Here is a 24454-nt window from a genome sequence, read left to right as displayed (position 1 = left end):
TTCCACGTGAACTCATGTGCAGGTCCTCCGTTGCGATGGTGAGTCCATGAGCCCGTTGATGTGGTACTGGTCGCAGCGGGTCAGGGTCCGTGCCGAGGGGTTGCCGTTCGTGGTGTATTCGGGGTACTGGTAGACCTCGTACGTGGGAAAATGATCAGCCCTGAGGTACACGCTGAAATTGCTTCCGCCCTGATGCGTGAACAGTGTTCGGGTATCGATATGGGCAGCGAGTCCGGGCACCCAGTAGGTGTCGGAGTTGACGGCTTTCCACGTGATCGAGATCCCGTTGGGGGTCGTGTTGCTCCAAACATGGTTGTCGCTGAGAGGAGCCCCGTCCGGGACGCTGGAGAAAGCGAAACTGATCGGCCTCGCCCCGTTGCACATGGACCCGACGCAGCTGCGCTGCGCGAGTGCGGAGAGCCGTCCCCTCGAAGCGTCCCAGGCAGCGTGCATCCGTGCGCTCGCCCCGGGGTGGGCGTTGTACAACCGGCCGTCGCTGATCGGGCCGTAGGGGGCACGGTTTGCGATGAACGCCCTGCTGACCAGGATTCCGCTGTTGGATCCGACGGCGGGTGCCCAGGTGGTGCGCCTCGTGTTCCCGTGTCCCGGTGAGTTGACGAAATACCGGATATAGGCGCTGTAGTAGTTGACGTTGGTCATGAGCGGGCTCATGGTCGAGACCGATGACCGGCTTCCCTCGGCGCCGTATTTCGTGGCCGCGATGGCGAACCAGTGGATTCCTCGCTGAGTGAGGTAGGAGGCGGTGAGCGATGTGCCGGTTACCGGGTAGGGCAGGGGTCTCATGGTCGGCTGCTCGAACGCGGAGTTCGACACTCCGTGGTACACGATGTAGGCGTCGGCTCCCGGAACACGGTTCCATTCGAGGGAGGCCGCATACGGTCCCGCCTGTGTCGCTGAGAACCCTCCCGGAGTCCCCGGACGCGGGATGGTGGCCCTGACGACGCTGCTCCTGGCGCCTTCCTGTAGCCCGCTGACCGCGAGGACCTGGAACTCGTAGGTCTCTCCAGGGACCAGGTACTCAGCAGTCCAGGAACCGGCGGTCACGGGGTAGGGCATGCGGACGAACGACTCCCCCGCACTCCGATTGCGCAGGTAGATGTAGTAGCCGTCAGCGGAGGAGTACCTCTGCCATGAGAGCGTGGCCTCCCCCAGCCTCGCCGACACGTTCAGTGCCGACACCTGGGGTCTCGGCCCCTGCGCGGTCACGGTGACGGTGTTGGAGTACCCGCCTTCCTCGTAACCGTCCACCGACTGGATCCGGAACTGGTACGTGGCTCCGTTGACCAGGCCGGTAGAGATCCAACTGGTCTGCGCGAGGGGAATGGGCAGCCGACGCCAGTCCTCGCCGAGCGTGACCGCCTTGACCCAGACGTAGTATCCGGTGGCCCGAGAGGCGCCTGTCCACGACAGGGCGGCGCTGTTGTCACCACCGGACGCGTGCAGTTCCTCCGGTCCCGCCGCACCCGGTCCCGTGGGACTCACTGATACGGCGCTGCTCGTTCCGCCGGCGATCAGGCCGTTGTAGGCACGTACCCGGTACTCGTAGGTGGCGCCGTTGACCAGGCCGGTGGCGATCCAGCTGTCCGCGCAGACGGGGAAGGGCAGCTGGGTGAAGCCCGACTCTCCATGAGTCACATCGCGCACCTGGACGTACACACATGTGGCGTTGTCCGGCATGTTCCAACTGAGCACCGCCTCGCGGTTGCCGGAACGCACGCTGAAGCCGGTCGGAGCGCTGGGGGCGGGGCCGGTCGGTGTGGCTGAGACCGTTGAGCTCTGTCCGCCTTCGATGAGTCCGCTCATGGAGCGGACCCGGAATTGGTAGTCGGCTCCGTTGGTGAGTGCTTCGACGGTCCAGGTGTTGCCTTCGATCGGGTAGGGGAGGCGGGTGAACGAGGTTTCGCCTGCGGTCAGGTTCTTGATGTAGATGTAGTGGGCGGTGGCGTTTTCCGCCTGGTTCCATTCGAGTTTGACCTGGGCGTTCTGGGCTGTGGCGGTCAGGCCGGTGGGGGGTCCGGGGGGTTCCACCGTGGGTGTGGCCGAGACCGTGGAACTCCGCCCGCCCTCGATGTAGCCGTTCGCGGCACTGAGCCTGAACTCGTAGTCCGCGCCGTTGACCAGACCGCGGTTGACCCATTCCGTGCCGGTGACGGGGTAGGGCAGGCGGGTGAAGTCTTCCTCGCCCCGGGTGAGGTCGCGGACGTGCACGTAGTAACCGGTGGCGTTGGCGGACTCCGACCAGCGGAGAGTGACCTCACCGTTTCCGGCCTCGGCCGTCAACTGTGTCGGCGGATCCGGCACCGGACCCGTCGGGGTCACGGATACCGCCTCGCTCGTCCCGCCGTCGAGGAATCCGTGAGCCGACTGGAGCTTGAATTCGTACTCAGCCCCGTTGAGCAGGAGCTCCGCCGTCCATTCCGTGCCGGTGACGGGGTAGGGCAGGCGGGTGAAATCCTCTTCGCCCCACGTCAGATTGCGGACGTGCACGTAGTAACCGGTGGCGTCGGCGGACTCTTCCCAGGAGAGGTGGGCCTCACCGTCACCGGCCTCGACGGTGAACTGGCCCGGAGCTTCGGGAGGGTCTGGCAGGTCGCCGCTGATGCGGTAGGTGACGGTGTTGGAGAAATCGCCAGAAATATTCCCCTTGGCCGCCTGTAGTCTGTACTCGTACGTTCCTCCGGGCAGCAGGCCGTCGGTAGTCCAGGGATTGAACTCCATGGACAGCGGGTAGGGCAGGCGGACCCACTCAGGGGATTCCGGTTCCTTGACCCATACCCAGTAGGAACTGGCACCTTCCACCGGGGTCCACGAGAGCTCGATCTGTCCGGGGGCGATCTCCCTCAATTCCAGCGCGGGAGCGCCGACCGGGGCCTCCTCCCCGAGTTCCGGGAGGGGGCGGGGGTAGGGGGCGCCCAGGGAGTAGCGCTCGTCAAGGGCGTCCGCGAACGCTGCGGCGATCTTCAGTTCGCCGTTCGCACTCGGGTGCACACCGTCGTAGGTGTCGGTCTCGACGTCGAACCCTTCGGTGCCACCGATGTCGGTGACCGTGACGAGGGATTCCTCGTTCGACAGGTCCGAGGATATCTGGTTCATCCTCTGGTTGAAATCGGCGACCAGATCCCGAAACTCTTCGTCCTCGCCCGCTCGTGCGGTGGGAAGAAGCTCGGACATGATGAAATCAAGCTCCGGGTTTCCTGTCCGAGCATTTTCGATGTAGGTGCGGAGCTCTGCGTCAAGCGACTCGGGCGATGTCTGGAACCAGACCAGGTCGTTGATTCCCAGAAGCAGAAGGGCCAGATCGGGATCGTGCTCCAGGACTTCGCTTCCGATGGTCTCTTTGGCCTCGGTGATGGTCTGACCCCAGAGCGCGTTGTGGTCCTGGTCGAAGTCGGGATCTCGGTAGGTGTGGACGTGCTCTTCCGGGTCAGGTTCGGAGAGATCGTGCAGACCTGTGTGGGGACCCACGAAGTCGACGTCCGCGCCCTGCTCCCGGAGGTGTTCCCATAGGCGGTACCTCCAGGTCCAGTCACCTGACTGAGGTTTGATTATTCGGTTCCGAGTTGGAGTCCGGTGTGAGCGAGGAACCCGTCCAACAGGTCCGGGCGGTAACGCAGCCGACGCAGCCCCGATCGAACCGCTTCGCTCAGCTCCGCGAAGGACAACGCCGCGAGATTGGCCAACCCTGTGCCCTTCACGTGGGACCAGACGTCCTCCACCGGGTTCAACTCCGGGGCGTAAGAGGGCAGATACTCCACCTCCAGCCACTCCCGGGCCTGCACCGCCGCGCGTATCCGCCCGCTGCGATGGGCGGACAGGTTGTCCCACACCAAAATCACCGGCGCGTCCAGCACCCGGTGGACACCGTCCACGAAGGCGACCAGATCACGGTCGTGGTACCACCCCGGGCGGGTACGAAACAGCATCCGCGGCGCATGGCCGCGCCGGTAGCAGCACACCGCGGCCATCGACATCTTCGCCGGGCGGCCCTTGACCACGTGCAGCACCGGGGTCTGCCCCACCGGAGTCCAAGGTACGGGACAGGGCCCCGGTCAGTCCCGCCCCCGCCTCGTCCTCGAACAGGATCCAGGCCCCGGTCCGGGCCCCCTTTTTTCGATCCGTGGCCAGGTCTGCTCGATCCAGGTGGCGATGGCCTGCTCGTCGCGTTCGAGGGCGCGGCGGGCCGGGACCTGTACCGACCACCCCATCGCCTTCATCAGCCGCCACACCCCCGAGGGGTCGGTGTAGGTGGCCCCGAAGGTCTCGGCGATCACCCGCCGTACCCGGTTCAGGGTCCAGGCATCGGTGGCAAAGCCGTAGTCCTTGGCGCCCCGGCGCAGGAGTTGGCGTAGTCGGTGGCGTTGGTCGGGGTCCAGATAGCCCTGGGGGCCGGTGCGGCCCTTGCTCATCAGTGCGTCGGTGCCGCCCTGGTGCCAGGCGCGCCGCCAGTTGTTGACCGCGCGGACGGTGACGCCGAGCATCTCGCCGATACGGGCGTCGGACATCTGGTCCTGCTCGAACAGGGCGGCCGCCCTCAAGCGGCGTTGCTGCTTGTCGTGGGCGTCCATGGCGCCCCTCCTCGTGGAGAAGTTCCAGGTAGGAGGGTATGTACCCGGCCAGGAAACAAACAATCAAACCTCAATGAGTAACGGATGAGGCGACCGGTTGTGGTCATCGGACGCGGAGGCTTCCCTCCGAGCTCTGCCTCCGGAGGGAAGCCGTGCGCACCTGCTCAAGGTCGGTGAGGAGGGACGGTCTCAGCGAACCCTGAGTTCCTCACGGTCGTGGCTGGAAGAGGTGACGCGGAAGGTCGGCCAGGTGCGCGGGTGGTCGCTCGCCTGCGAAGCCCAGGCACAGTTCGTGGCGAGCCCGGGTGGCCAGGACGTAGTACGCCATCCTCTGATCGGGGTCCGCGACGTCGGCGGTGTCATGATGGCAGTCGGGAACAATGACCGTGTCGAACTCCAACCCTTTCATGCTGGCGCGGGTCACCAGGTGGACACCCGGGCGGCCGACGTCGATATCGCGGTACCGGCCGCGACCGCCACCGGTGTAGGCCTGCACGGGGACTTTGGAGCGCTCCAACGCCTCCAGAAGCCGCAGTTGGAACTCCGTGAACCGTACGACCACGCCGATGGTGCGTTCCGGATGCTGGCGAACGCGATCGCGCAGTTCGGTCGTGAGTTCACCGAAGGCACGGTATCGGGCCAGGACCGGCACAGGCCCGTCCCGATTCGGGAGAAGGGGTTCGGGGCCGCCCAGGCGGAACCGCTCGGCCAGTTCGGCGATCTGCCGTGTGGTGCGGTGGTTCCCCGCCATGCGGGTCTCGCCAGCGGCCAGCGTGCTCCGGATCTCCGCGGTCGTGCTCCTGGTCTCGGTGATGGTCTGGTACTCGTCCGCGAACACGGTCACCTGTGCTCCCGCCAGACGGCACAGCCGGTAGAACCCCACCGGCAGATCCTGTCCCTCGTCGACGACCAGGGCACCGGGGGTGGGAAGGCCATCGGCCTCCGCTACCTCTGTGAGCAGCGCGGTCCAGTCGATGTCGAACCCGCCGGGCGTGAGAGTGGGCGGTCGGCCCCCCACCGCACGTGCGTACCAGGTCCCCAGCCAGGAATGGACGGTCGCCACACTCAGGCCCGGACTCAGTGCGGCGGCTGCCGGTTCCACGTACTGGCGAAGAAGGTTGGAGCGGCACACGAGCGTGGTGGGAGTGCCGGTGAGGGCTGTCATCGCGGCGCGCTGGACCGCCAACACGCTCTTGCCCGACCCCGGCGGACCGCACACCAGGTGGTTGCCGTCGAACGGCAGCTCGTCCAGGACCCGCCGTTGCCCGGTCATCAGGTCCAGATAGCGCAGGACCGTGGGGTCGGCACCCGAAGCGGTCACAGCGGCCCCTCCGCACGTGCGACACGGGCCGCCTGACCGAGGGCGGCTTCGACCACCGGCTCGAAGAACCCGGGGATTCCGGGGCCGCCGATGAGAAGCACCCGGTCCAGCAGCGCGTTACCCGCCTCGCAACTAGTCTCCGGAAGAAGGGCACAGGCGTGGCAGGCCGCACGGTTGAGATTGGCGAACCCGCGCGCACCGTGCTCTGCGCACAGGGGATCGGCCGAACACCACGCACCTGACTCCAGGAGTCTGAGCAGGGTATCCACCAACCGCTCGGAGGCACCCTGGCGGACGAGCCCGCCCAGAGTGCCCTCGGCGTCACCGGCGGCCGTGTAGACGAGCACCCCGGCCTGGTGGCCGTCCGCGCCCGGGCGCGCGTACACCCTCTCCTGGAGGGAGGAGATCCCGTAGCCGCTCTCGAAGGAGAGCTGGCGGATCAGCAGGTGGGCGAAGGTGTGCAGGAGCGGCAGGCGGGGGAGTAGGCGCTCACCGACCGTTCCGGTGAGCCGGTCCCTCTGGAAGGCGGAGTCCAGGTCGTGGGCGAGGCTCTCCACCCGCTCACGGACTCCGGGTTGTGCCTCCCAACGGGTGAGCTCCTGCTCGGAGAAGGACAGGAACACCCCCTCACCGAAGACCTCGGTCGCGGGAAGCCAGCCGCGGCGACCTGTGGCGTCAGCCCCCACCATGCCTTTCGTCGACGGTTGCACCCGGCAGAATCCGCGCAGGGTGCGGACCTCGCGCAGCCGGTCGGCGACCACCACCCTCCCGATACGCGCGCGTAGAAGCCGTTCGGCCTCGTTGTGCCTCGTCAGCGAGCCGAAGGGGACGGGGCGGACCGTGAAATGCCGCTGGCTCACTGCGGTGTCGGTGTTCAGAGCCGACCATTCGCCCCAGCTCAGGTCCGTTGCAGGAGAGGCGGAGCCGTCGCCTGTGGAGACGGCGGCGGAGGCGTCCTCACCGGTTTCCTGGCGCAGCAGGGCAGCAACGTCCTCGGCGGTGACCCCCTCGTTGGCGTCACAGATCATCGTGGTGATCGTCTCCGCCCGCACCGGATCCTGGGCCCGGCACAGGCCCGTCCACAGGGCGTCTTCCCGGATACGCGCGGCGATCTGGGGATCCACCTGATGGGAGCCGGTGCTCTCGGGTTCGGGGATGTCCAGGGCCGAGAGGGTGATCGGATAGTAGACGTTGCCCGCGTTGCGCTGGACGATCCGAGCCTGCTCGTCACAGTCCACCGCCTCGCCCGGCCCCTGCCAGGGGTGGCGGCCTGTGCAACGTGTACGGCCCCGGTCCAGCAGTTGGAGCAGGTCTCGTGAGGAGTCACAGGCCCGGCAGGAGACGGACAGCGCCTCCAACCCGGTCGAGGAGCGGTCCACCAGGAACGACAGCCGCTTTGCGGAACGCTCACAGTCCCGGGCACCAGAACGGCTGTGCGCCCACCACCACCAGTCCACGTCGTCCATGTGTCCGGCCGAGCAGATCTGTACGAATCTCATGGGACTCATGACCTGCGGTGTGGGGCAGGCGGGACACACCGGTGCGGTGCCCGGCTGTTCGTCCGCCGTCGCCCACCTCTTCATAGCGCGACAAGCACCGCAGAAGAGCCATGCGGGGAACCGGACACAGGGCGCTCCCTGGGCATCGGGGGAGTCGAAGAAATCGTTGGTGGCCGGGGGCAGCGCCTTGAAACCCGAGACCTTCAACCGCTCCGCGAGCCTCGGTGAGTCGACCCAGGGGCAAATGGACACGGGCCAGTGGGAGATGTCGGCGGCGACGAAGGACTCACCCTGCGTCTCCATGATGGCGCCTACGCCGAACGGAACGATGGTCTGGGCCTGGCGGACACGCAGCCTGCGGGTGCGGGTCATGCCTGTGCTCCCTTCACGGTGATCTGGCATTCCCGATCGACGGAACGCATCGAGTTCAGGGTTTCCCACAGGCCGTTCCTGCGGTCGAAGTTTTTGAGCACGTGCCGTGTCGAACGGCCCTGACCACTCCAGTAGAGACGGGCCCCGGCCCGGCGCGCCGCAGTGGCCAGGTCCTGCCAGTCGGCGATGAGCTCCTTCAACTCGACGTCCACCTCCGGGGCGGTGTCAGGGACTGCGTGTTCCACCCACGAGACCAGCCGACCGACGGCGTCGGCCGCGGCCTCGGGTCGGTCGAGGATGAGGGAGGCCTGGTCCTCTCCCGACCACCCGTGGCCGTGGCGCAGGAGGATCACCAGAGCTGCATGCAGAGCACGTTTGCGGGAGGGGATCGACCACGGGGTCACGCTGGACGGCTCGACGTGTCGGTACAGCGAGCGGTGGAACACTCCGAAGGTCTCGTAGTGAGACCGGTCCCGTGGTTTGGTGGCGTTGAAGAACGCCACGACCAGACCGGGGACCCGGTCCCGCCCGACCCGGCTGGTCGCCTGGATGTACTCGGCGGCGGCCTTGGGCTGGCCGAGCATCAGCATGAGCGCGAGCCGTCCGACGTCCACGCCCACGGAGAGCATGTTCGTGCAGGCGAGGAAGGAGACCGCGGCGGACGCGGGCCAGCCCTCCTCCAGACGCGCGAGCAGCCGGGGCTGTTCCTCGCGGTCCAGATTGCTGGTGAGCTCCTGGACGGACTGTTCCGTGAGCTCCCGTGTGTCCGCCCCGTCCTGGCCCATCCCGATGAGCTGGGCTGGGATGTCGTCGCGCGCCGAGGTCAGGGTCCGGCCGAGCTCGCGGAGGCTGTGGTGGTAGGCGACCAGTGTCCAGTAGTCGTCGCGGTGTTCCTCGGGCAGGCGCGCCGCCTCGTGCAGCATGGTGGCCGCCGTGGCGACCGTCGCACGTCCGGACGTGTGTCCCTGGGCCATGACGCCCACGTAGAGGCGGCCGGGAGTGTGCGTGTCGGGTTCGGCGAAGTAGGAATGGCGGGCGTCGAGTCCCGGCGGAGGGAAGAGTTGGACGTCGCGTCCGTACATCGCGCGGATCTGCTCACTGGAACGGCGGATCGTCGCGGTGGAGGCCACGACCTTGGGAGGTGTCCCGTCCCAGGAGCACAGTTGCAGGACCGCGGACTCGTACAGGCCCACGGTGGTGCCGAGCGGACCGGTGAGCAGGTGCAGCTCGTCCTGGATTATCAAGGAGGGCCGCAGCCGGTCACCGCCTCCGAACAGTCGCCCGGCCCTGGGCTCCCAGGCCAGGCGGGCGAACTTGTCCACGGTGCCGAGCAGGAACGAGGGCGGGGCGTCGTACAGGTGCGTGTCGACCACGCGCACCGGAAGTTCCGAATGGAAGGCGCACTCCTCGCGCGGGCAGAAGAAGGAGAACGAGGACGGTGAGGTTCGCACACCGTAGTCGCCGGAATCGGTCGACTTGGTCGCGGGCATGATCCGGGTACCGCACCAGGGGCACCGGTCCAGGACGAAGGCATCGGTGGGCTGGGCCGCCGCTCGTTGTTGCTTGGCCAGTTCGTGTGCCCTGTCGTAGCTGTTGGGTGTGGTGGCCTGGCCCACCCATAGGCCGATGGAGAAGGGTTCCGTACCCAGATCGAGGTCGGAGCAGGCCTGCTCCTCGGGATGCTGCCGGAGGTATTCGAGGGCGCACACGGTGGTGCCGGCTCGTTGGAACTGCTGCGTGGTGAGCAGGCTGAGCGTGTACCGGCTGAGTACGGCGGTGCCGCCGCCGGCGGCCCCGTGCCGCAACCGCCGCAGGACCATCTCGAAACAGGACAGCAGCAGGTAGGCCTCGGTCTTGCCGCCGCCGGTGGGGAACCAGATGACGTCAGCGCTCTCGCGGTCGGGGTGCGCGGGATCGATCAGGCCCGCCGCGCACAGCAGGAAGAAGCCGAGCTGGAAGGGGCGCCAGGCGTATGCGTCGTCGGGCGTGGTGCCCTGCGGCAGGGGGTCGCGGCGTGTGCGCGGGGCACCCGCCAGATCCGCCTTCCCGTGGCGCATCTGGAGGGCCATCGCCTGGTTGGCTGTCCTGAAGGCCGCCAGTGCGACGGGGTCCTCGCACAACAGGCGTGCCCCGGCCTCCATCCTGCTGACGGCCGTGTGGACGCGCGCCAGAATACGTTCGGCGGCTGCGCGGCCCCAGCGCGGAACCTCTGTGGCGGCCTCCCGCATGCGCTCCTCGTACCAGCTCCGGTAACCGCGGGTGAAGCCGGCCAGTTCATCATGGAGACGCGAGGGGTGGAGGGACGCGTCGCTGAGGAAGGACAGTCGTAGCGCACGGGAATCGCTCCGACCTGCGTGCCGGACCCGCAGAACCTCCTCCGCGGGCATGACCTCCGTGCTGACCCTGTCGGGTGGGCCGCCGTCAGGTGCGGAGGCCGACCGCTCCTCCGTGACCGCGCAGCCGTGGCCGACGGTGAAGGTCCGTACGTGCTGGTACTGCAGACGTAGTTCCTCCTCCTCCGGATCACGGCTGGTGAGCAGGACGTCGGGATACTCCAGGAATGCGCCACCCAGAGGCTCCGCGCTGAACGAGGCCTGGAAGAGCATCCGTTCCCAGTCAGTGCGCGGGGGACGGTGGCCGGTCGCCCCCGGGGAGTCCGGAGGTTCGGCGACGGCCGCGTTGACCAGGGCGACGGTCACCAGCCACGCACCCGCGTAAGGGCGTCGCCGCACACGCAGGACGGCGCGGCCCTCGTGGACCGGGACGTCGACGCTCTCGGAGACCTCGATGACTTCCTCGTCGAGGGGGACGCGCCTCCACAGGCGTCGCCCCTCGTTCCTCTCGACCGCGTAGCGCGAGCTTCGGCAGGCGATGCGTAGGGAGCGGGCGTCGGTGAACAGTGACAGGCCCAGTGACGAGGGCAGCCAGACGTTGGCGTCGGAGGTCGGGTCCTCGGCGAAGCCGCTCTCCTCGGTCGGGGGCTCGGTGCCCGGTCCCTCGGGCTCCTCGCCCGCCGCGAGGATACGTGAGTACAGATCGGCTTCCTGGGGGTACAGGGTGCCCATGAGGTAGCGGCGGTCCGGAGGTACGGAGAGCACCTCGTGCTGTCCATCCGCTGGGCCGATGAGTTGTCGGCGCAGGGCTGACGCGAGGAGGCTGCGTGCCTCGTCCTGACTGGTGGAGCGCTCGGACATCCGTGTCCTGTTCTGATACGGAGGCTGGGGGAAAGAAATTCCGGCGGTGCTTCGGTCCCCTCGGTACGTGGGGGATTCTGTCAGCGGTAGGTGACATTATCCGAAGCATGCCGAACCTCACCTCGTCGACGCCGCACCCCGACCGTCGCGGCTTGGTCAGAGCCGTTCTCGCGAGGATTCGCGAGGGCGCGGAAAAAGGCCGCATCAGTTCCGACAAAATCGAATATGTGTGCGAGGAGTTGGGAATCGAGAGTGAGGCTCGCGGGCGGATCGAAGCGACCCTTCCGGGGATGGGCATCACGGTGGTCAGCCCGGTGGAGGTGCCCGCAGCACGTACCTCTCACGACGCGACGCAGGCGACTGCCCACCGGTCGCCGGCAGGGAAGCAGCAGGAGGATTCTCGGCTGGGAGCCGTCGCCCGCCTGGCGCACCGTTATGTCTTCGGAGGGAGAATCTCCCCGCAGGTTTTCGACGGTGTCGTTCGCATCTCCGGGCTGGGAGAGAACGAGGTCGACGATTTTGCGATTCACCTGCGAGAGTCAGGTGTATCGATCACGCATTCGAAAGATGCGGGTGCCGTGGAACCCGAAGGAGGATCGGAATCCGTACACGGGAGTTCCCAGAGCGAAACGGTCGGCTCGCGCGATCCCGTGGACGCCGCCCCTGATACGAGCGCGGCCCCCGTCAACCCGAGACTGTGCGAGGCGATCGCGGAGGCCCGCCGGGTGCTGGCCGAGGACCGCGTCCTGGGACGTCCCGGCGAACGCCTCCTCGCCGCGCGGGCGGAGACGGGACTGTCCACACTGATGAGGGGAGGAGAGTTCCCGGAACAGGAGCTCCAGGAGGCGGATTTTGCGGCTCTGGAGCCCGATGACGAGCGCCGCCGGGCCTACGAGGCGATGGTGCTGCACAACCAGCGCCTCGTCTACAGCCTGGCGTTCAAGTACGAGGGTCAGGGGCTGGAGACGGAGGACCTGGTGCAGCACGGCATGCAGGGCCTGATGCACGCGGTGGTCAAGTTCGACGGCAGCCGGGGCTTCAGGTTCTCCACGTACGCCACCTGGTGGATCCGCCAGGCCATCACCCGCGCCATCGCCGACGAGGGAGCGCTGATCCGCATCCCGGTGCACATGCACGAGAAGATGGCCAAGGTCGCGGCCACCGAGCGTGCCCTGGCGATCCAGGGCAGGGGCACCGGTGCGGCGCAGGTGGCGGTGCACAGCGGACTGACGGTCTCCGAGATCGACCAGGTCCGCCGCCTCACCTACCGGACCGACTCGCTCGACCGGGAGATCCGGGGTGACACCACCCTGCTCACCCTCGTGGGTGAGGACGAGAGCCGTGCGCTGCCCTCTCCGGAGGAACAGCTGCTGGAGGACGAGCGCAAGAGGGAGGCGCGGGAGCTGCTGTCCTGCCTGACCAGCGATCGTGCACGCGAGGTCATCGAACGGCGCATGGGGTGGACGACCGGGGAGAGGCAGACCCTGGACGTGATCGGTGAGCACTTCGGGGTCACCCGTGAGCGCATCCGTCAGATCGAGAAGAAGGCTCTGAAGACCCTGCAAGAGGTCCACGTGCACGGAGTTCAACAGTCCGCGTCTGCGGAGGGGAAGAAGGGCAAGAAGAGGAGGAAGAGGCGGACGCGACGTCCCGACCCGGTTCCGGGCTCCTCTCGGCCCACCGAAGAGCGCTGACGCCCTGGTCGGTAGTGCGTCTTCGCTGCCCCCGTGCCTCGTCGGAGCGTCGAGTTCCGGCCGGACACACAGCCCTGAGATGTCCTCCCAGTGGAGGGAGCGGACTTCAGGGCCGTCAGTATGGTCCCGGTGCAGGTGCGGTCCCTGTGCGCGCTGCCATGTTGTGGCTTGATTGGTGAACCGAGGAACCCCCCGATGACTGACGACCGGTCGGAAGTACACAACCAGGTCCACGGTGACGTCTACGGCACCCTGATTCAGGGCCGGGACATTACGTACCACGCGGCCAGAGCAAAACCGGAGGCGTTGCGGGGACTACCGCCGCTGTCATCGGTGTTCACGGGGCGCGGCACGGACATGGCGGTGGTGCTGGAGGCCTTGGGCCCAGACCATGGACAGCGCCGGGCCGTGCTCGTGGCGGGTATGCCCGGCGTGGGTAAGAGCGAACTGGCCTGCCAGGTGGCTGTTGAGGCCCTGGAAGCGTACGGCTGGTTCGCCGGAGTCCTCCACCATGACACCTTCGGCTACGACCCCCAGCGGTGGGTCGACCCCGGTGACGTACTCCATGACTGGCTGGGCGCCCTGGGCATCGACGCGGAGGATATCCCGCCCAGTACACAGGGCAAGGCGGCCCTGTACCGTTCGGAGCTCCAACGGCGGTCCGACCGGGGCTCACCACTCCTGGTGATCGTGGACAACGCCTCCTCTGTCGAGCAGGTGAGTCCCCTGACGCCCGGGGACTGCCGCTCAGCCCTCCTGGTGACCTCCCGCCACCGATTGGACCTCGGGGTGCGGGTGCACCATCTGGCCGAACTGAACACTGCGGGCGCGGTGGAGGTGCTGCGCCGTGGTCTTGTGCAAACCAGGGGAGTGGTGGACGAACGGACGGACACCGAACCCCGGGAGGCTGAGCGGCTCGCTCGCCTGTGCGGTCACCTGCCTCTGGCGTTGCGCATCGTCGCGGCGATCCTCGCCGACGAGCCGACGCTGGGACTCTCCCAGATGGCCGACGACCTCCAGACGAGCAGGCTGGACGGCCTCGAAAGGGGAGAGAGCGCCGTCCGAGCGGCGTTCAACCTGTCCTACCGTCGCCTGGACGAGCAACAGGCCCGCCTGTTCCGGATTCTGGCACTGGCTCCGGGGCCGGACGCGTCGACACGGAGCGCGGCGGTTCTGCTCAACGTGCTGGAGCCGCAGACCCGCAGGCTACTGACGGCCCTGGCCCGGGCGAGCCTGGTGGACGCCTCCGGCCACGAGCGTTGGCGGATGCACGACCTCGCACGGGAGTTCGCTTCAGAGAAGGCGGAGGAGCCCCGGAACCACCCCGGAGACCGGAAGGATCTCGTCCGGTTGATCACCTACCTGAGATACAGGGCCGAGGACGCCGCGACCGGTCTTCTGGTGGATCGTTCGGTGTCCCGCACGTCACGGTTTTCGGACATGGGCGAGGCGCTGCGGTGGTTGGAGCGCGAGCAGCACGTCCTGACCGCGGCGGTCCTTCGCGCGAAGGAGATCGGGGAGCTGGACCACGCCGTGAACCTGCCGAGGATCCTGACCGGTTTTCTCCGCAGTCGGCTGAGGTACGCGCAACTCGACGACATAGCCCAAATCGGTTACCAGGCGGCGGAGGAGAGCGGAGACCAGCGGGAGATGGCCAGGCTCGCGCTGCTGCTGGCGATCAACGCCTGGCAGGTCGGGGAGCTGGAACGCGCCATGCGCATGAGCGACCTGACCCGTGACCATGCCGTTCTGGCCCAGGACTGGCAGTTGGCCGCGAGCTCCACGGACACCCGGGCGATGGTGCTGCGTCGACTGGGGAGAGCGGAGGACGCTCTGGTCTGTCATGAGGAGGCGGCTCGAGTGTTCGCGAGCGCGGGTGCCGAAGTCCATATGGCCAGGTCCTACGTCAACACGGCCAACGCCCTACACGAGCTCGGACGTTCGGAAGAGGCGGTTCGCCGTCTGCTTTCTGCCACCGACATCTTCGTCAAGCACAAGGAGATGCGTTCTCTCGCCCGAGCCTGTATGAACCTCGGCGGGGTGTACCTGAGTCTGGGAAACGGTGCTGAGGCCTTCGCCCACCTCAGCATGGCCCGCGACTACTCCGCGGATGGAGGAGACCCCGCGACTCTCGGAGGCGCCTACATGGGGTTGGGAACGCTCTTCGGTCAGTCGGGTCGCGTCCACGAGTGCGAGATGGCCTGGGTGGAAGCGCTCGGAATCTTCGAAAGCCTGGGTGATGTCGATAACACACGTCGGGTCGTGTCGCTCCTGGCCCAGCTCTATCAGCAGACCGGCAGGCGTGAAGTAGCGGCCGAGATCAAACGGAAGGCGGATGCCCTCCTACGAACGGCCCGCTGATCCGGAGAGACGGCCAGATTCCCGGACGGCATCCGCTGCTGCCGCGCAAGGCCCGCGCCACAGGGGTTTCCGGATGGCCGGAAGGGGACAGCGGCTTTACCCCGACTACCCGTCACCGTAGGCTCACCGGGGGCGCGGGCGTCCCACGAACTCGGGAATACGCGACCCCTCGGAGACAATGTGCGGCGACGCCAACGACTCGCCCTGATGCTGCAACTGCTTCTCGTGCTGGCCGCCGGGCTGCTGGGAGTGGTCACCAACTTCGCCACCGACGGACGTCAGACCTCCTTTCCGCTGCAGGTGATGGAGCAGGCCGCCGTACCGGGCCTGGTCCTCATTCTTCTGGTCCTGCTCGTCGGCCACTTCGTGGCCTACCGCCTGGAACACCCGCCCCCGCCCGAGTTCGCCTGGGAACCGGGACGTTCGCCCTACCCCGGCCTGGCCTCCTTCCACGAGGACGAGGCCGCCGTCTTCTTCGGCCGCGCCGCCCAGACCACCGAGGCCATGCGCCGCCTCAACGGTGTCGGTGCCGATCCCCACGAACGCTTCCTGGCCGTCATCGGCGCCTCCGGCAGCGGTAAGTCCTCCCTCGTCCAGGCCGGGATCCTGCCCCGGCTGCGGGGCCAGCGCTGGAACGTACTGCCCGTCATGGTGCCCGGGACCGACCCCGTCGGCGCCCTGGCCAAAGCCCTGGCCACCGACCAGACCCAGGCCGACGCCTACGCCCGCCGGATCCGGCGCGACGGCGGCGAACTCCTGACCCTCCTGCGAACGATCCGCCGTGAGAGCGGGGGAGCCCGCCGTACCGTCCTGGTCGTCGACCAACTGGAGGAACTGGTCACCCTCAGCGGCGACCACGACCGCACCCTCTTCCTGAGCACCCTGCGCGAGGCCCTGCACGGCGACCGCCACCTGCGGGTGGTAGCCACCCTGCGTGTGGAATTCCTCGGCGACCTCCTCAACGGCGAGGCCGCCGAACTGTTCACCAACCCCTTGGCCCTGGGCGCCCTGAGCCGCCAGGACCTCGTCGAGATCATCCAGCGCCCCGCCGAGGCGGCGGGCTTCCGCTTCGAGGACGGCCTGGTCGAACACATCGCCGCCGACACCGGCAGCGGCGACGCCCTGCCCCTGCTCGCCTACCTCCTCCAAGAACTCCACATCCGCGCCGGCGCCCGCGGAACCGCTACCGAAGCCGACTACCGGGCACTCGGCGGAGTGGAGGGGGCGCTGACCCGCCACGCCGACCAAGTCACCGCCGAACTGCGCACGGAGGCCGACCTCGACCGTATCCTCAGGGTCCTGCTGCACTTCGTCACCGTCACCAGCGGCGACGCCACCCGCCGCCGGGTGCGCCTGGTCGAACTCGATGAGCGCGACCGCCACATCGTGGACGCCTTCGTCGACGCACGCCTGTTGGTCAGTGACGTCCATGATGGCGGCCCCGTCGCACAGGTCACCCACGAGGCGCTCTTTCGCCAGTGGGCCCCACTGCGCCAACAGGTGGAAGCGCACACCGAACGCCTGCGGCAGCGAGCCGAACTGGAACGCTGGGCGGGCGACTGGGAGAGTTCGGGACGCCACCCCGACTACCTGCTCAGCGGAGCCCGTCTGAGCACCGCCGAGCGCTGGCTGGAGGCCTTGCGCGAGAACGGCCAGGACACTCCCGCGCTCACCGCTTTCATCGACGCCTCCCGGCGCCGTGACCACCGGTTCCTGCGCCGCGTCTCGCTCTCGATCGCCGAGTACGTCCTGGCCGGTGTCGAGGAGCATCCCGAGTTGGCCGTCCTGCTCACCCTGGCCGCCCTGGAGGAGTGCGAACCGGTCCCCATCGTGCGCGGCGCCCTGCTGTCCGCGCTCGCCCACAGCCACTGCTCCGCGATCCTGAACGGTCATACCGACACTGTCCGCAACCTGGCCTGGTCACCCGACGGCACCCGGATCGCCACCGCGTCCCGCGACGGCACCGCACGCCTGTGGGACACCCGGGGCGGGCTGCTCCGGGAACTGCGCGGCCACATGGGCATGGTGGAGATGGCGGCCTGGTCACCGGACTCCCTGCGTGTGGCCACAGCCTCCCGGGACAACACCGTGCGGGTATGGGACTCCGGCACCGGCCAGGCCCTCATGCGCCTCACCGACGCCACCGACGTGGTGCGGGGCGTGGCGTGGAGCCCCGACGGCCGTTATCTCGCCGCGGCCTGCCGTGATCGCGTGGTCCGGGTCTGGGAGGCCGATACCGGCCGCTTGTGCACACAGCTCACCGGACACACCGACAACGTCCTGGGCATCCGCTGGTCACCCGACGGTACGCGTCTGGCCACCGCCTCCCATGACCGCACCGTCATCATCTGGGATGTTGTCGACGCCCGAGAGGCTGTCAGGCTCATGGGCCACCGCGATTTCGTCGAGGGAGTGTCCTGGCATCCCGACGGGAAGCGAATCGCCACGGCCTCGGGCGACCACACCGTCCGCGTCTGGGACGCCGCCACGGGCGAACAGACCCTCCTGCTGCGTGGCCACCGCGACCGGGTGTGGAACGTGGAGTGGTCGCCTGACGGCCGTCTGCTGGCCACAGCCTCGGCTGACCGCACCGCGCGTGTCTTCACCGCCGACGATGCCGAGGAGCGCGTGGTCCTGCGCGGCCACACCGATGCGGTCTGGGGTGTGGCCTGGTCGCCCGACGGCACGCGCCTGGCCACGGGGTCAGAGGACGCTACGGCGCGTCTGTGGGAGATGGAGCCCAGAACCGTCGAAGAGGTCGTCCACGACGCGGAGGGCGCAGCGGTCAACGCCCTGGCCGCCAGGGGAGGCATCCTGGCCGCGGCGGGCGAGGACGGGAGCGTCCGCATATGGGAGAGGGGCGCCGACCGGCCCGCGCATCTGCGCGGCCACACCGGTACGGTGCGCGACACCGCCCTGTCCCCCGACAGCAAGGTCCTCATCTCGGGCGGCATCGATCGGCGAGCCCTGCTGTGGAACCTGGAGACCGGCGAGACCCTGCTCGAACTGGACCACGAGGGCGCCATCGTGGAGTCGGTGTCCTGGTCGCCCGACGGCGACCGCGTCGCCACCGGCGCCCAGGACCGAAGCATCCGCGTGTGGGACGCCCGCGACGGCTCCCTGCTGACCGTGCTGCGCGGCCACCAGGACTGGGTCGTGGGCCTGTCCTGGTCGCCGAGTGGACGGATGATCGCCTCCTGCTCCGACGACCGCACTGCCCGGGTGTGGGACCTGACCACCGGTCGTGAGCGCATCGTGCTTACCGGGCATGAGAACTGGGTGGACGCCGTCTCCTGGGCTCCTGAGGAGACACACCTGGCCACATCCTCGGCTGACTGGACGGTGCGGGTGTGGAACCTGACCACAGGGCAGGCCGAACGGGTGCTCACCGGACACAGTGGTCGCGTGCCCGCCGTGGCCTGGTCGCCCGACGGCGCGCGTCTGGCCACCGCCTCTCACGACCGTACTGTTCGGGTCTGGGACGCGCATGGCGAGGGCGAACCCCTGACGGTTGGCGTCCACCGCGATCGTGCCCTGAGCGTCGCTTGGAGCGGGGGATCACGGTTGGTCGCCTCGGGCTCGGCTGACGGCACCGTGCGGGTGTGGGACGCCGACATGCCCCTGGAGGAGCTGACGCGTGTGGCGCGGCGGCGCACCTTCCGGGCCCTGACACCGGAGGAGCGCCGCGCGCACCTGCTCGCGGTCGGTGAGGAGGAGGGGCGGGGTCAGTAGACCCGGTTGACCTCGCGGACGTCGGTGGAGACCAGATAGTCCTCGGGGTCCAGGCTCATCGCCTCGCGCTTGGGGGAGGCCCAGTACTGGCGGTTGCGTTCAGCGAAGGACTCGGGACCGTCGTAGGAGATCTCCCAGATGAAGTGGTGGCGTTCCCGGTCGACCCAGGCGCCGCCGAGGGAGAAGCCGAACTCCAGGCGCAGGGGAACGATCTCCTCCTTCCATCGTTGGACCCACTCATCAAGCAGACCCTCGCGAACGGTGTAGGTGCGTACCTGGGTGGTGACGGGCACGGTGCTGCCTTTCTGGAGCGGGTTGATGCGGTATCAGTTGCCCGTAGCGTCTCGGCAAGGACAGGAACGGAAGAGGCGACCCGTCGTGTGTGGCGCGTCGTGCCTCTTTCTTTGCCTTCGGGCTTCGAGTGGTGCGGCGATGTCTCAGCGCAGGTCCTGGAGCAGTACGCCGTCGCTGGCACGGCGCCACTGCTTCCATCCGTTGATCTCGTGCCCGCACAGGGCACGGGCGGCTCCGGAGGGGGTCTTGAACGGCGGTGCGTCGCCCTCGTCGAGCCGGACGCGTCCCCCCGCTGTGACGGTGGCTGTGTGTGTGGTGCCTATCCGCGAACGCTCCCAGACGAGCTTCTCCCCGGCGGAGAGGGCACCGCTGTCGATCATGCCCGCCAGCGCGCCCCGGTCGTTCTCGGAGCGGTCGTTCGACAGTCCGTCCGTGGTCGTGGAGGTCAGGCCCAGAACACGGCGCAGTACGTCGTTCGGGGTGTCGACGAAAGGCTGTGCCTGCTCCTGGAGGGCGGCGTAGACTTCGTCATCGACGCGGATGACCTGGGACATCGGCTGTTTCCTCTCTCCTTTTTCTCTCAAACTGTAATGGACTTGGCTCCCGTGGAGCTCATAGTGGGACCACAGTGCGAGCGGGTCAGGCCACAGAGCGGGGGATTCGTTCCCGTAGTTCTTTGAGGGAGACTCCGCTGTCGACCGTGTGCCACACCTTCAGCCCGTCGTACGATCCACCCGCCAGGGCCAGCGCGGCGCCGGAAGGCGAGAACTCCCCGGTGTGCCCCTCCGGGCGAAGGCGGCAGTTCGGGGTCAGTACTGCCTCATGGGAGGTTCCGGCCATGGGTCGGTTCCAGACGAGTGTGTCTCCGGGCCGGAGGAGCCCGTGTGCGTACAGGGCCCGTATCAGGGCCTGGCCCCGGAGCGCTTGCGGACGTTCCGGCTTTGGCGGGGTGTGCCGTACAACGGTTGAGGACACCGACGCGACTCCGGCGTGGTCCGGACTCTTCGCGCCGGTTCCCCGCGTCGGATGGGGTGCCAACGAGGTGGTGAACCTCAGGGTGGTCGTGATCTCCATCTGGAATGTGGGCTCGGGCATATCGAAAACTCTCTAAACTCGACTGGCCAAGGGCGCTACAGGTCCCAGTATAGGATGCGCGGGGCCAGGCCGCCACCGCTGTTGCCCATGTTGTGGGCGGCGTGTGCCAGCTGACCGGCTGTGCTTGGTTCGCAAGAGCCCGCGGTGGGAGCGCTTCTGAGGCTGGCGTGGCCGCATGTGGACAGAGTCCCGAAAGGGACTTTGGTCCCGGGTCTGCGTGCAGGTCAGCGGCGATAGCCTGTGTTCGCAGACCGCGCGTTCCCCCGCTCCACCGCGCGCGGCCCCCGGTGGCATTGGCAGGTCCGCAGTGAAACCCCTGACCCCCTCAGACCCCCGTGCCCTCGGCGGCATCGAACTCCTCGGCCGACTCGGGCAGGGCGGCATGGGCGTGGTCTACGTCGGCCGCACCTCCGAGGACGCCCCGGTCGCGGTCAAGACCCTGCACGCGGCGCACCTGGACCGCGACGACCTACGCGAGCGCTTCGACCGCGAGTCCACCGCCCTGGGTATGGTCCAGGGACCCGGCGTCGCCGCGCTCGTGGCGGTCTCCGAGCGGGACGACGAGACGCCGTGGCTGGCCATGGAGTACGTTTCCGGCCTGGACCTGGCCACCTATCTGGAGCGCAACGACCCCTTGGACGAGGTCGACGGCGCGGCCCTGGGCCTGGTCCTGGCCTCGGCCCTGACCGAGATCCACACCGCCGGGCTGCTGCACCGCGACCTCAAGCCCGCCAACGTCATGCTCGGCTCCGACGGCCCCCGCGTCGTCGACTTCGGCCTGGTGGCCATCGGCGGAGCGGGCGGCGACCTGACGATGACCAACATGCGGCTGGGCACCCCCCGCTTCATGGCGCCCGAGCAGTTCACCGACCCCACCGGGGTGACCGCAGCGGCCGACCTCTACGCCTTGGGCGTGATCCTGGCCTACGCGACCTCCGGACGCTACCCCTACAACGGCGCCACCGCCGAAGCCCTGGGCATGGCGGCGGTCAATCCCGACATTCACCCCGACCTGGCGAAGGTCCCGGCCGGGCTGCTCCCGCTGGTCACCGAGCTGATGGCGGTCGACCCCGCGAGCCGACCGGCGCTGGCCGACGTGCGCGCCCGACTGACCGAGTTCCTCGCGGCCGCGGGGCTCTCCCCGGGCGCCGCCCGGTCCCGGCTGGCCGAGCACACCCACGTCGAGGGCACCGGGATCGCCGACGCGATCCCGGCCGCCACCCGCCCCGCGGCCGTCACCCGGCCCGCCACGGCTCCGCTGCCCACCGGAACCGGGACCGGGACCGGGACCGGACCCCGGCTCGCGGCCCGCACGGCCGCCCGGCTGCGCAAGGCCTACGCGCGTCCCGCCGCCTGAGGGGCCCGCCGGACCGCCGCCGGGCCGGTCACCATCTGAGAACGACGCCAACCGCCGCCGGCGGCGGCGCGTGTAATCGAAAGCAACGAGAACACCGCAGTGGACAGTGAGGGTCTCCCCTTGACCGCAGAAGCAGACACCGCCCGCACCAGCCCCTTCGCCCCCGGGGCGCGTGTGGAGGTGCGCGACGCCGAGTGGATGGTGCGCACCTGCACCCCCGCGGCCTCCGACGGGTACATGGTCCGCGCGGTCGGGGTCTCGGAGTTCGTCCGGGGCGAGGACGCGGTGTTCTTCACCGGCATCGAGAGCGTCGACCCCCTGGACCCTGAACAGACGCGTCTGGTCCACGACGACTCCTCCGGCTACGCGCAGAGCCGCCTGTACCTGGAGTCGGTGCTGCGCCGCACCCCGCTGCCCCAGTCCGAGCGCCGCCTGGCCATGCCCGGCAAGTTCCTGCTCAAGGACCTCGTCTACCAGCAGCGCCCCGCCGAACTCGCCCTGCGGGCCCTGCGCCCGCGCGTGCTCGTCGCCGACGTGGTGGGCCTGGGCAAGACCCTGGAGATCGGCCTGACCCTGGCCGAGCTCATCCGGCGCGGACGCGGCGAGCGCATCCTCGTCGTCACCCCGCAGCAGGTCCTCGAACAGTTCCAGCAGGAGCTGTGGACCCGCTTCGCCATCCCGTTGGTGCGCCTGGACTCCGTGGGCCTGGAGCGCATCCAGCGCGACATCCCCGCCGGACGCAACCCCTTCCTGTACTTCAAGCGCGCCATCATCTCCGTCGACACCCTCAAGAACCAGGGCAAGTACGGCCAGCACCTGCGCAACATGCACTGGGACGCGGTCGTCATCGACGAGTCGCACAACCTCATCAACGAGGGCAACCTGCGCAACCAGCTCGCCCGGCTGCTCGCCGCTCAGACCGACGCCCTGCTGCTGGCCTCGGCCACCCCGCACAACGGCAATTCCAAATCCTTCGCCCAACTCATCCGCCTGCTGGACCCGGCCGCCATCGCCGACCCCGAGAACTACGGCGCCGAGGAGATCGAACACCTCTACATCCGCCGCACCAAGATCCACCCCGAGGTGCGCGCGGAGATGGGCGACGACTGGCCCGAGCGCGGTCCCTCCCTGTCGGTGCGCTGCGCCGCCACCCCCGCCGAGGAGGCCGTCTTCGCCGAACTCGCCCGGGTGTGGATGGCCGGGGACGCCCGCGAGGGCGGACCGGTGGTGCGCGGGAAAGACCACCTGTTTCCCTACACCCTGCTCAAGGCCTTCCTGTCCTCGCACGTGGCCCTGTCCACCACGGTCGCCAACCGGCTCAAGACCATCACGCACAAGGACACCGGCCGCCTCAAGGACGGCGAGGACGAGCGAGAGCACGCGGCCCTGCGCACCCTGGGCGACCTGGCCGCCGAGATCGACGAATCCAGCTCGGCCAAGTTCACCACCCTCGTCCAACAGCTCAAGGAGATCGGGGTCGGTAAGGGAAGTGACACCCGCGCCGTGGTCTTCTCCGAGTCCGTGCCCACCCTGGAGTGGCTGGGCGAGAACCTGCCCAAGGCGCTGGGCCTGAAGGAGGACCAGGTGGCGCTGATGCACGGCGGCCTGTCCGACACCGAACAGCAGCGCCTCATCAGCGACTTCGCCCTGGAGGACAGCAGGGTCCGGGTCTTCGTCACCGGCGACGTGGCATCCGAGGGCGTCAACCTGCACCGACAGTGCCACCACCTCCTCCACTACGACCTGCCCTGGTCGCTCATCCGCATCGAACAGCGCAACGGCCGCATCGACCGCTTCGGCCAGAAGCACGAGCCCCAGTTCCGCGCGCTCATCCTGGAGACGGCGACCGAGGGCGCGATGGACGACACCTCGGTGGCTGAGAGACTGCTGCACAGGGAAGCCGAGGCCCACCGCGCCATGGGCACCGCCGAGACGGTCACCGGCCTGCACAACGCCAAGGACGAGGAGGACCGCCTCGTCCAGGACCTGCTCCAGGGGCGCACCGTGGACGAGTCCATCGACGCGACCTCCGCGGACGGCGACGACGGCGGCTGGATCGGCGACATCCTCTTCGGCGACGTGGGCGTGCCCGACGAGGCCGCCGCCCCCGAGCGCGCCCCCGAACCCCAGCTCTTCGACTCCACCGAGCAGTTCGTCCGCGCCGCCCTGGACACCGTCGCCGGTGACGTGGCCGTCGACGACGACGGGCGCATCCTCGCCTTCGAACCGCCCCGCGACCTGGCCGACCGCCTCAGCGCACTGCCCACCGACTACCTGCGCAAGCTCAAGGTGAAGGAGCGCCTGCGCGTCACCTTCGACCGCGACCACGCCCTGAAGCGGCTCGACGAGGCCCGCGCCACCAAGACCACCTGGCCCGACACCGGCTACGTCAGCGACCTGCACCCGCTGGTGGAGTGGCTGGTGGACAAGGTGCAGGTGCGCACCCAGCGCAACCAGGCCTGGGTCATCCGGGCGCCCCGGGCCACCGAACCCGTCTTCCTCGTCCAGGGCACCTACTCCAACGAACTGGGACAGCCCACCGTCGTGGAGTGGATGGCCGTCACCGGCCTGCCCGGAGCCCCGCGCGTGGAGGACATGTTCGAGGCCCTCCAGCGTACGGGCGTCGGGTCGGGCATGGTCAACACCGGCCGCGCCGAGGACCTGTCCGCCCTCCAGGAACTGGTGCCCGACGCGGTCCGGGCCGCCCGTGTCCACCTGGCCGAGCGCAGTGCCGCATACGACGCCCGCATCGAACAGGACCTGGCCGCACCCGAGCAGCGGCTGAAGGAGTGGCGGCAGCTCAGCCTGGACGGCCTGGGCGAGGGCCGACAGAAGGAACGGGGACGGGTGCACGACACCGTCGCCGAACAGGAGCGGCTGATGCGCAGGATGCGCACGTCGGGCGAGCCGCTGCTGCGCGTGCTGGCCGTGGTGAAGGGGGAGAACTGA

At 68.6% G+C, this 24454-nt stretch carries 14 protein-coding genes; 5 read left to right on the top strand and 9 right to left on the bottom strand.

Features of this window, described 5'->3' with window-relative positions; all coding sequences use genetic code 11:
• Positions 1 to 12 precede the first annotated feature (12 nt).
• From AC0VX6_RS17300 to AC0VX6_RS17275, 6 genes are all read right to left on the bottom strand, one after another.
• Positions 13 to 3486, bottom strand: a complete 3474-nt coding sequence (locus AC0VX6_RS17300; RefSeq protein WP_475483695.1) for a fibronectin type III domain-containing protein — start codon at positions 3484 to 3486, stop codon at positions 13 to 15.
• Positions 3487 to 3566: 80 nt separating this feature from the next.
• Complete coding sequence (locus AC0VX6_RS17295) at positions 3567 to 4040, bottom strand: transposase (protein WP_475465214.1); 474 nt, start codon at positions 4038 to 4040, stop codon at positions 3567 to 3569.
• A gap of 30 nt (positions 4041 to 4070) precedes the next feature.
• Complete coding sequence (locus AC0VX6_RS17290) at positions 4071 to 4586, bottom strand: winged helix-turn-helix domain-containing protein (RefSeq protein ID WP_475465213.1); 516 nt, start codon at positions 4584 to 4586, stop codon at positions 4071 to 4073.
• 208 nt (positions 4587 to 4794) lie between these two features.
• Positions 4795 to 5907 (bottom strand): DEAD/DEAH box helicase, encoded by a 1113-nt coding sequence (locus AC0VX6_RS17285; protein WP_475465211.1) that lies wholly within the window; start codon positions 5905 to 5907, stop codon positions 4795 to 4797.
• Entirely contained in the window at positions 5904 to 7778 is a 1875-nt protein-coding gene (drmB, locus tag AC0VX6_RS17280) for a DrmB family protein (RefSeq protein ID WP_475465210.1), read from the bottom strand. Before drmB ends, AC0VX6_RS17285 begins: the two co-directional genes overlap by 4 nt.
• Positions 7775 to 10972: a helicase-related protein gene (locus AC0VX6_RS17275; protein ID WP_475465208.1), complete on the bottom strand. Its 3198-nt coding sequence runs from the start codon at positions 10970 to 10972 to the stop codon at positions 7775 to 7777. Before AC0VX6_RS17275 ends, drmB begins: the two co-directional genes overlap by 4 nt.
• Positions 10973 to 11622: 650 nt before the next feature.
• Here AC0VX6_RS17275 and AC0VX6_RS17270 point away from each other — a divergent pair.
• From AC0VX6_RS17270 to AC0VX6_RS17260, 3 genes are all read left to right on the top strand, one after another.
• A complete protein-coding gene (locus AC0VX6_RS17270; RefSeq protein WP_475465207.1) occupies positions 11623 to 12666 on the top strand; it encodes a sigma-70 family RNA polymerase sigma factor in 1044 nt (347 codons plus the stop codon).
• 195 nt (positions 12667 to 12861) lie between these two features.
• Complete coding sequence (locus tag AC0VX6_RS17265) at positions 12862 to 15027, top strand: tetratricopeptide repeat protein (RefSeq protein WP_475465205.1); 2166 nt, start codon at positions 12862 to 12864, stop codon at positions 15025 to 15027.
• A 207-nt stretch (positions 15028 to 15234) separates the two neighbouring features.
• A complete protein-coding gene (locus AC0VX6_RS17260; RefSeq protein WP_475465203.1) occupies positions 15235 to 18759 on the top strand; it encodes an nSTAND1 domain-containing NTPase in 3525 nt (1174 codons plus the stop codon).
• Here the strand turns inward: AC0VX6_RS17260 and AC0VX6_RS17255 are convergent.
• From AC0VX6_RS17255 to AC0VX6_RS17245, 3 genes are all read right to left on the bottom strand, one after another.
• Positions 18753 to 19052, bottom strand: a complete 300-nt coding sequence (locus AC0VX6_RS17255; protein WP_475465201.1) for an NIPSNAP family protein — start codon at positions 19050 to 19052, stop codon at positions 18753 to 18755. The two genes, AC0VX6_RS17260 and AC0VX6_RS17255, sit on opposite strands and share 7 nt — an antisense overlap.
• Before the next feature lie 144 nt (positions 19053 to 19196).
• The gene (locus tag AC0VX6_RS17250) at positions 19197 to 19607 is read right to left on the bottom strand and encodes a restriction system modified-DNA reader domain-containing protein (protein WP_475465200.1); all 411 of its coding nucleotides are present in this window, start codon (positions 19605 to 19607) and stop codon (positions 19197 to 19199) included.
• 85 nt (positions 19608 to 19692) lie between these two features.
• Positions 19693 to 20127 carry a restriction system modified-DNA reader domain-containing protein gene (locus AC0VX6_RS17245; RefSeq protein ID WP_475469389.1) on the bottom strand — a complete coding sequence of 145 codons (435 nt, stop codon included), beginning with the start codon at positions 20125 to 20127 and terminating at the stop codon, positions 19693 to 19695.
• Between the two features lie 328 nt (positions 20128 to 20455).
• Here AC0VX6_RS17245 and AC0VX6_RS17240 point away from each other — a divergent pair, with 328 nt between their 5' ends.
• Positions 20456 to 21505: a serine/threonine-protein kinase gene (locus tag AC0VX6_RS17240; RefSeq protein WP_475465198.1), complete on the top strand. Its 1050-nt coding sequence runs from the start codon at positions 20456 to 20458 to the stop codon at positions 21503 to 21505.
• A gap of 120 nt (positions 21506 to 21625) precedes the next feature.
• Positions 21626 to 24454, top strand: a complete 2829-nt coding sequence (locus AC0VX6_RS17235; protein ID WP_475465196.1) for a helicase-related protein — start codon at positions 21626 to 21628, stop codon at positions 24452 to 24454.

The sequence above is a fragment of the Nocardiopsis sp. iso_25 genome (assembly GCF_056173305.1).
Note: the sequence above shows the minus strand (reverse complement) of the source record. Positions and strands in the feature narration are given on the sequence as shown.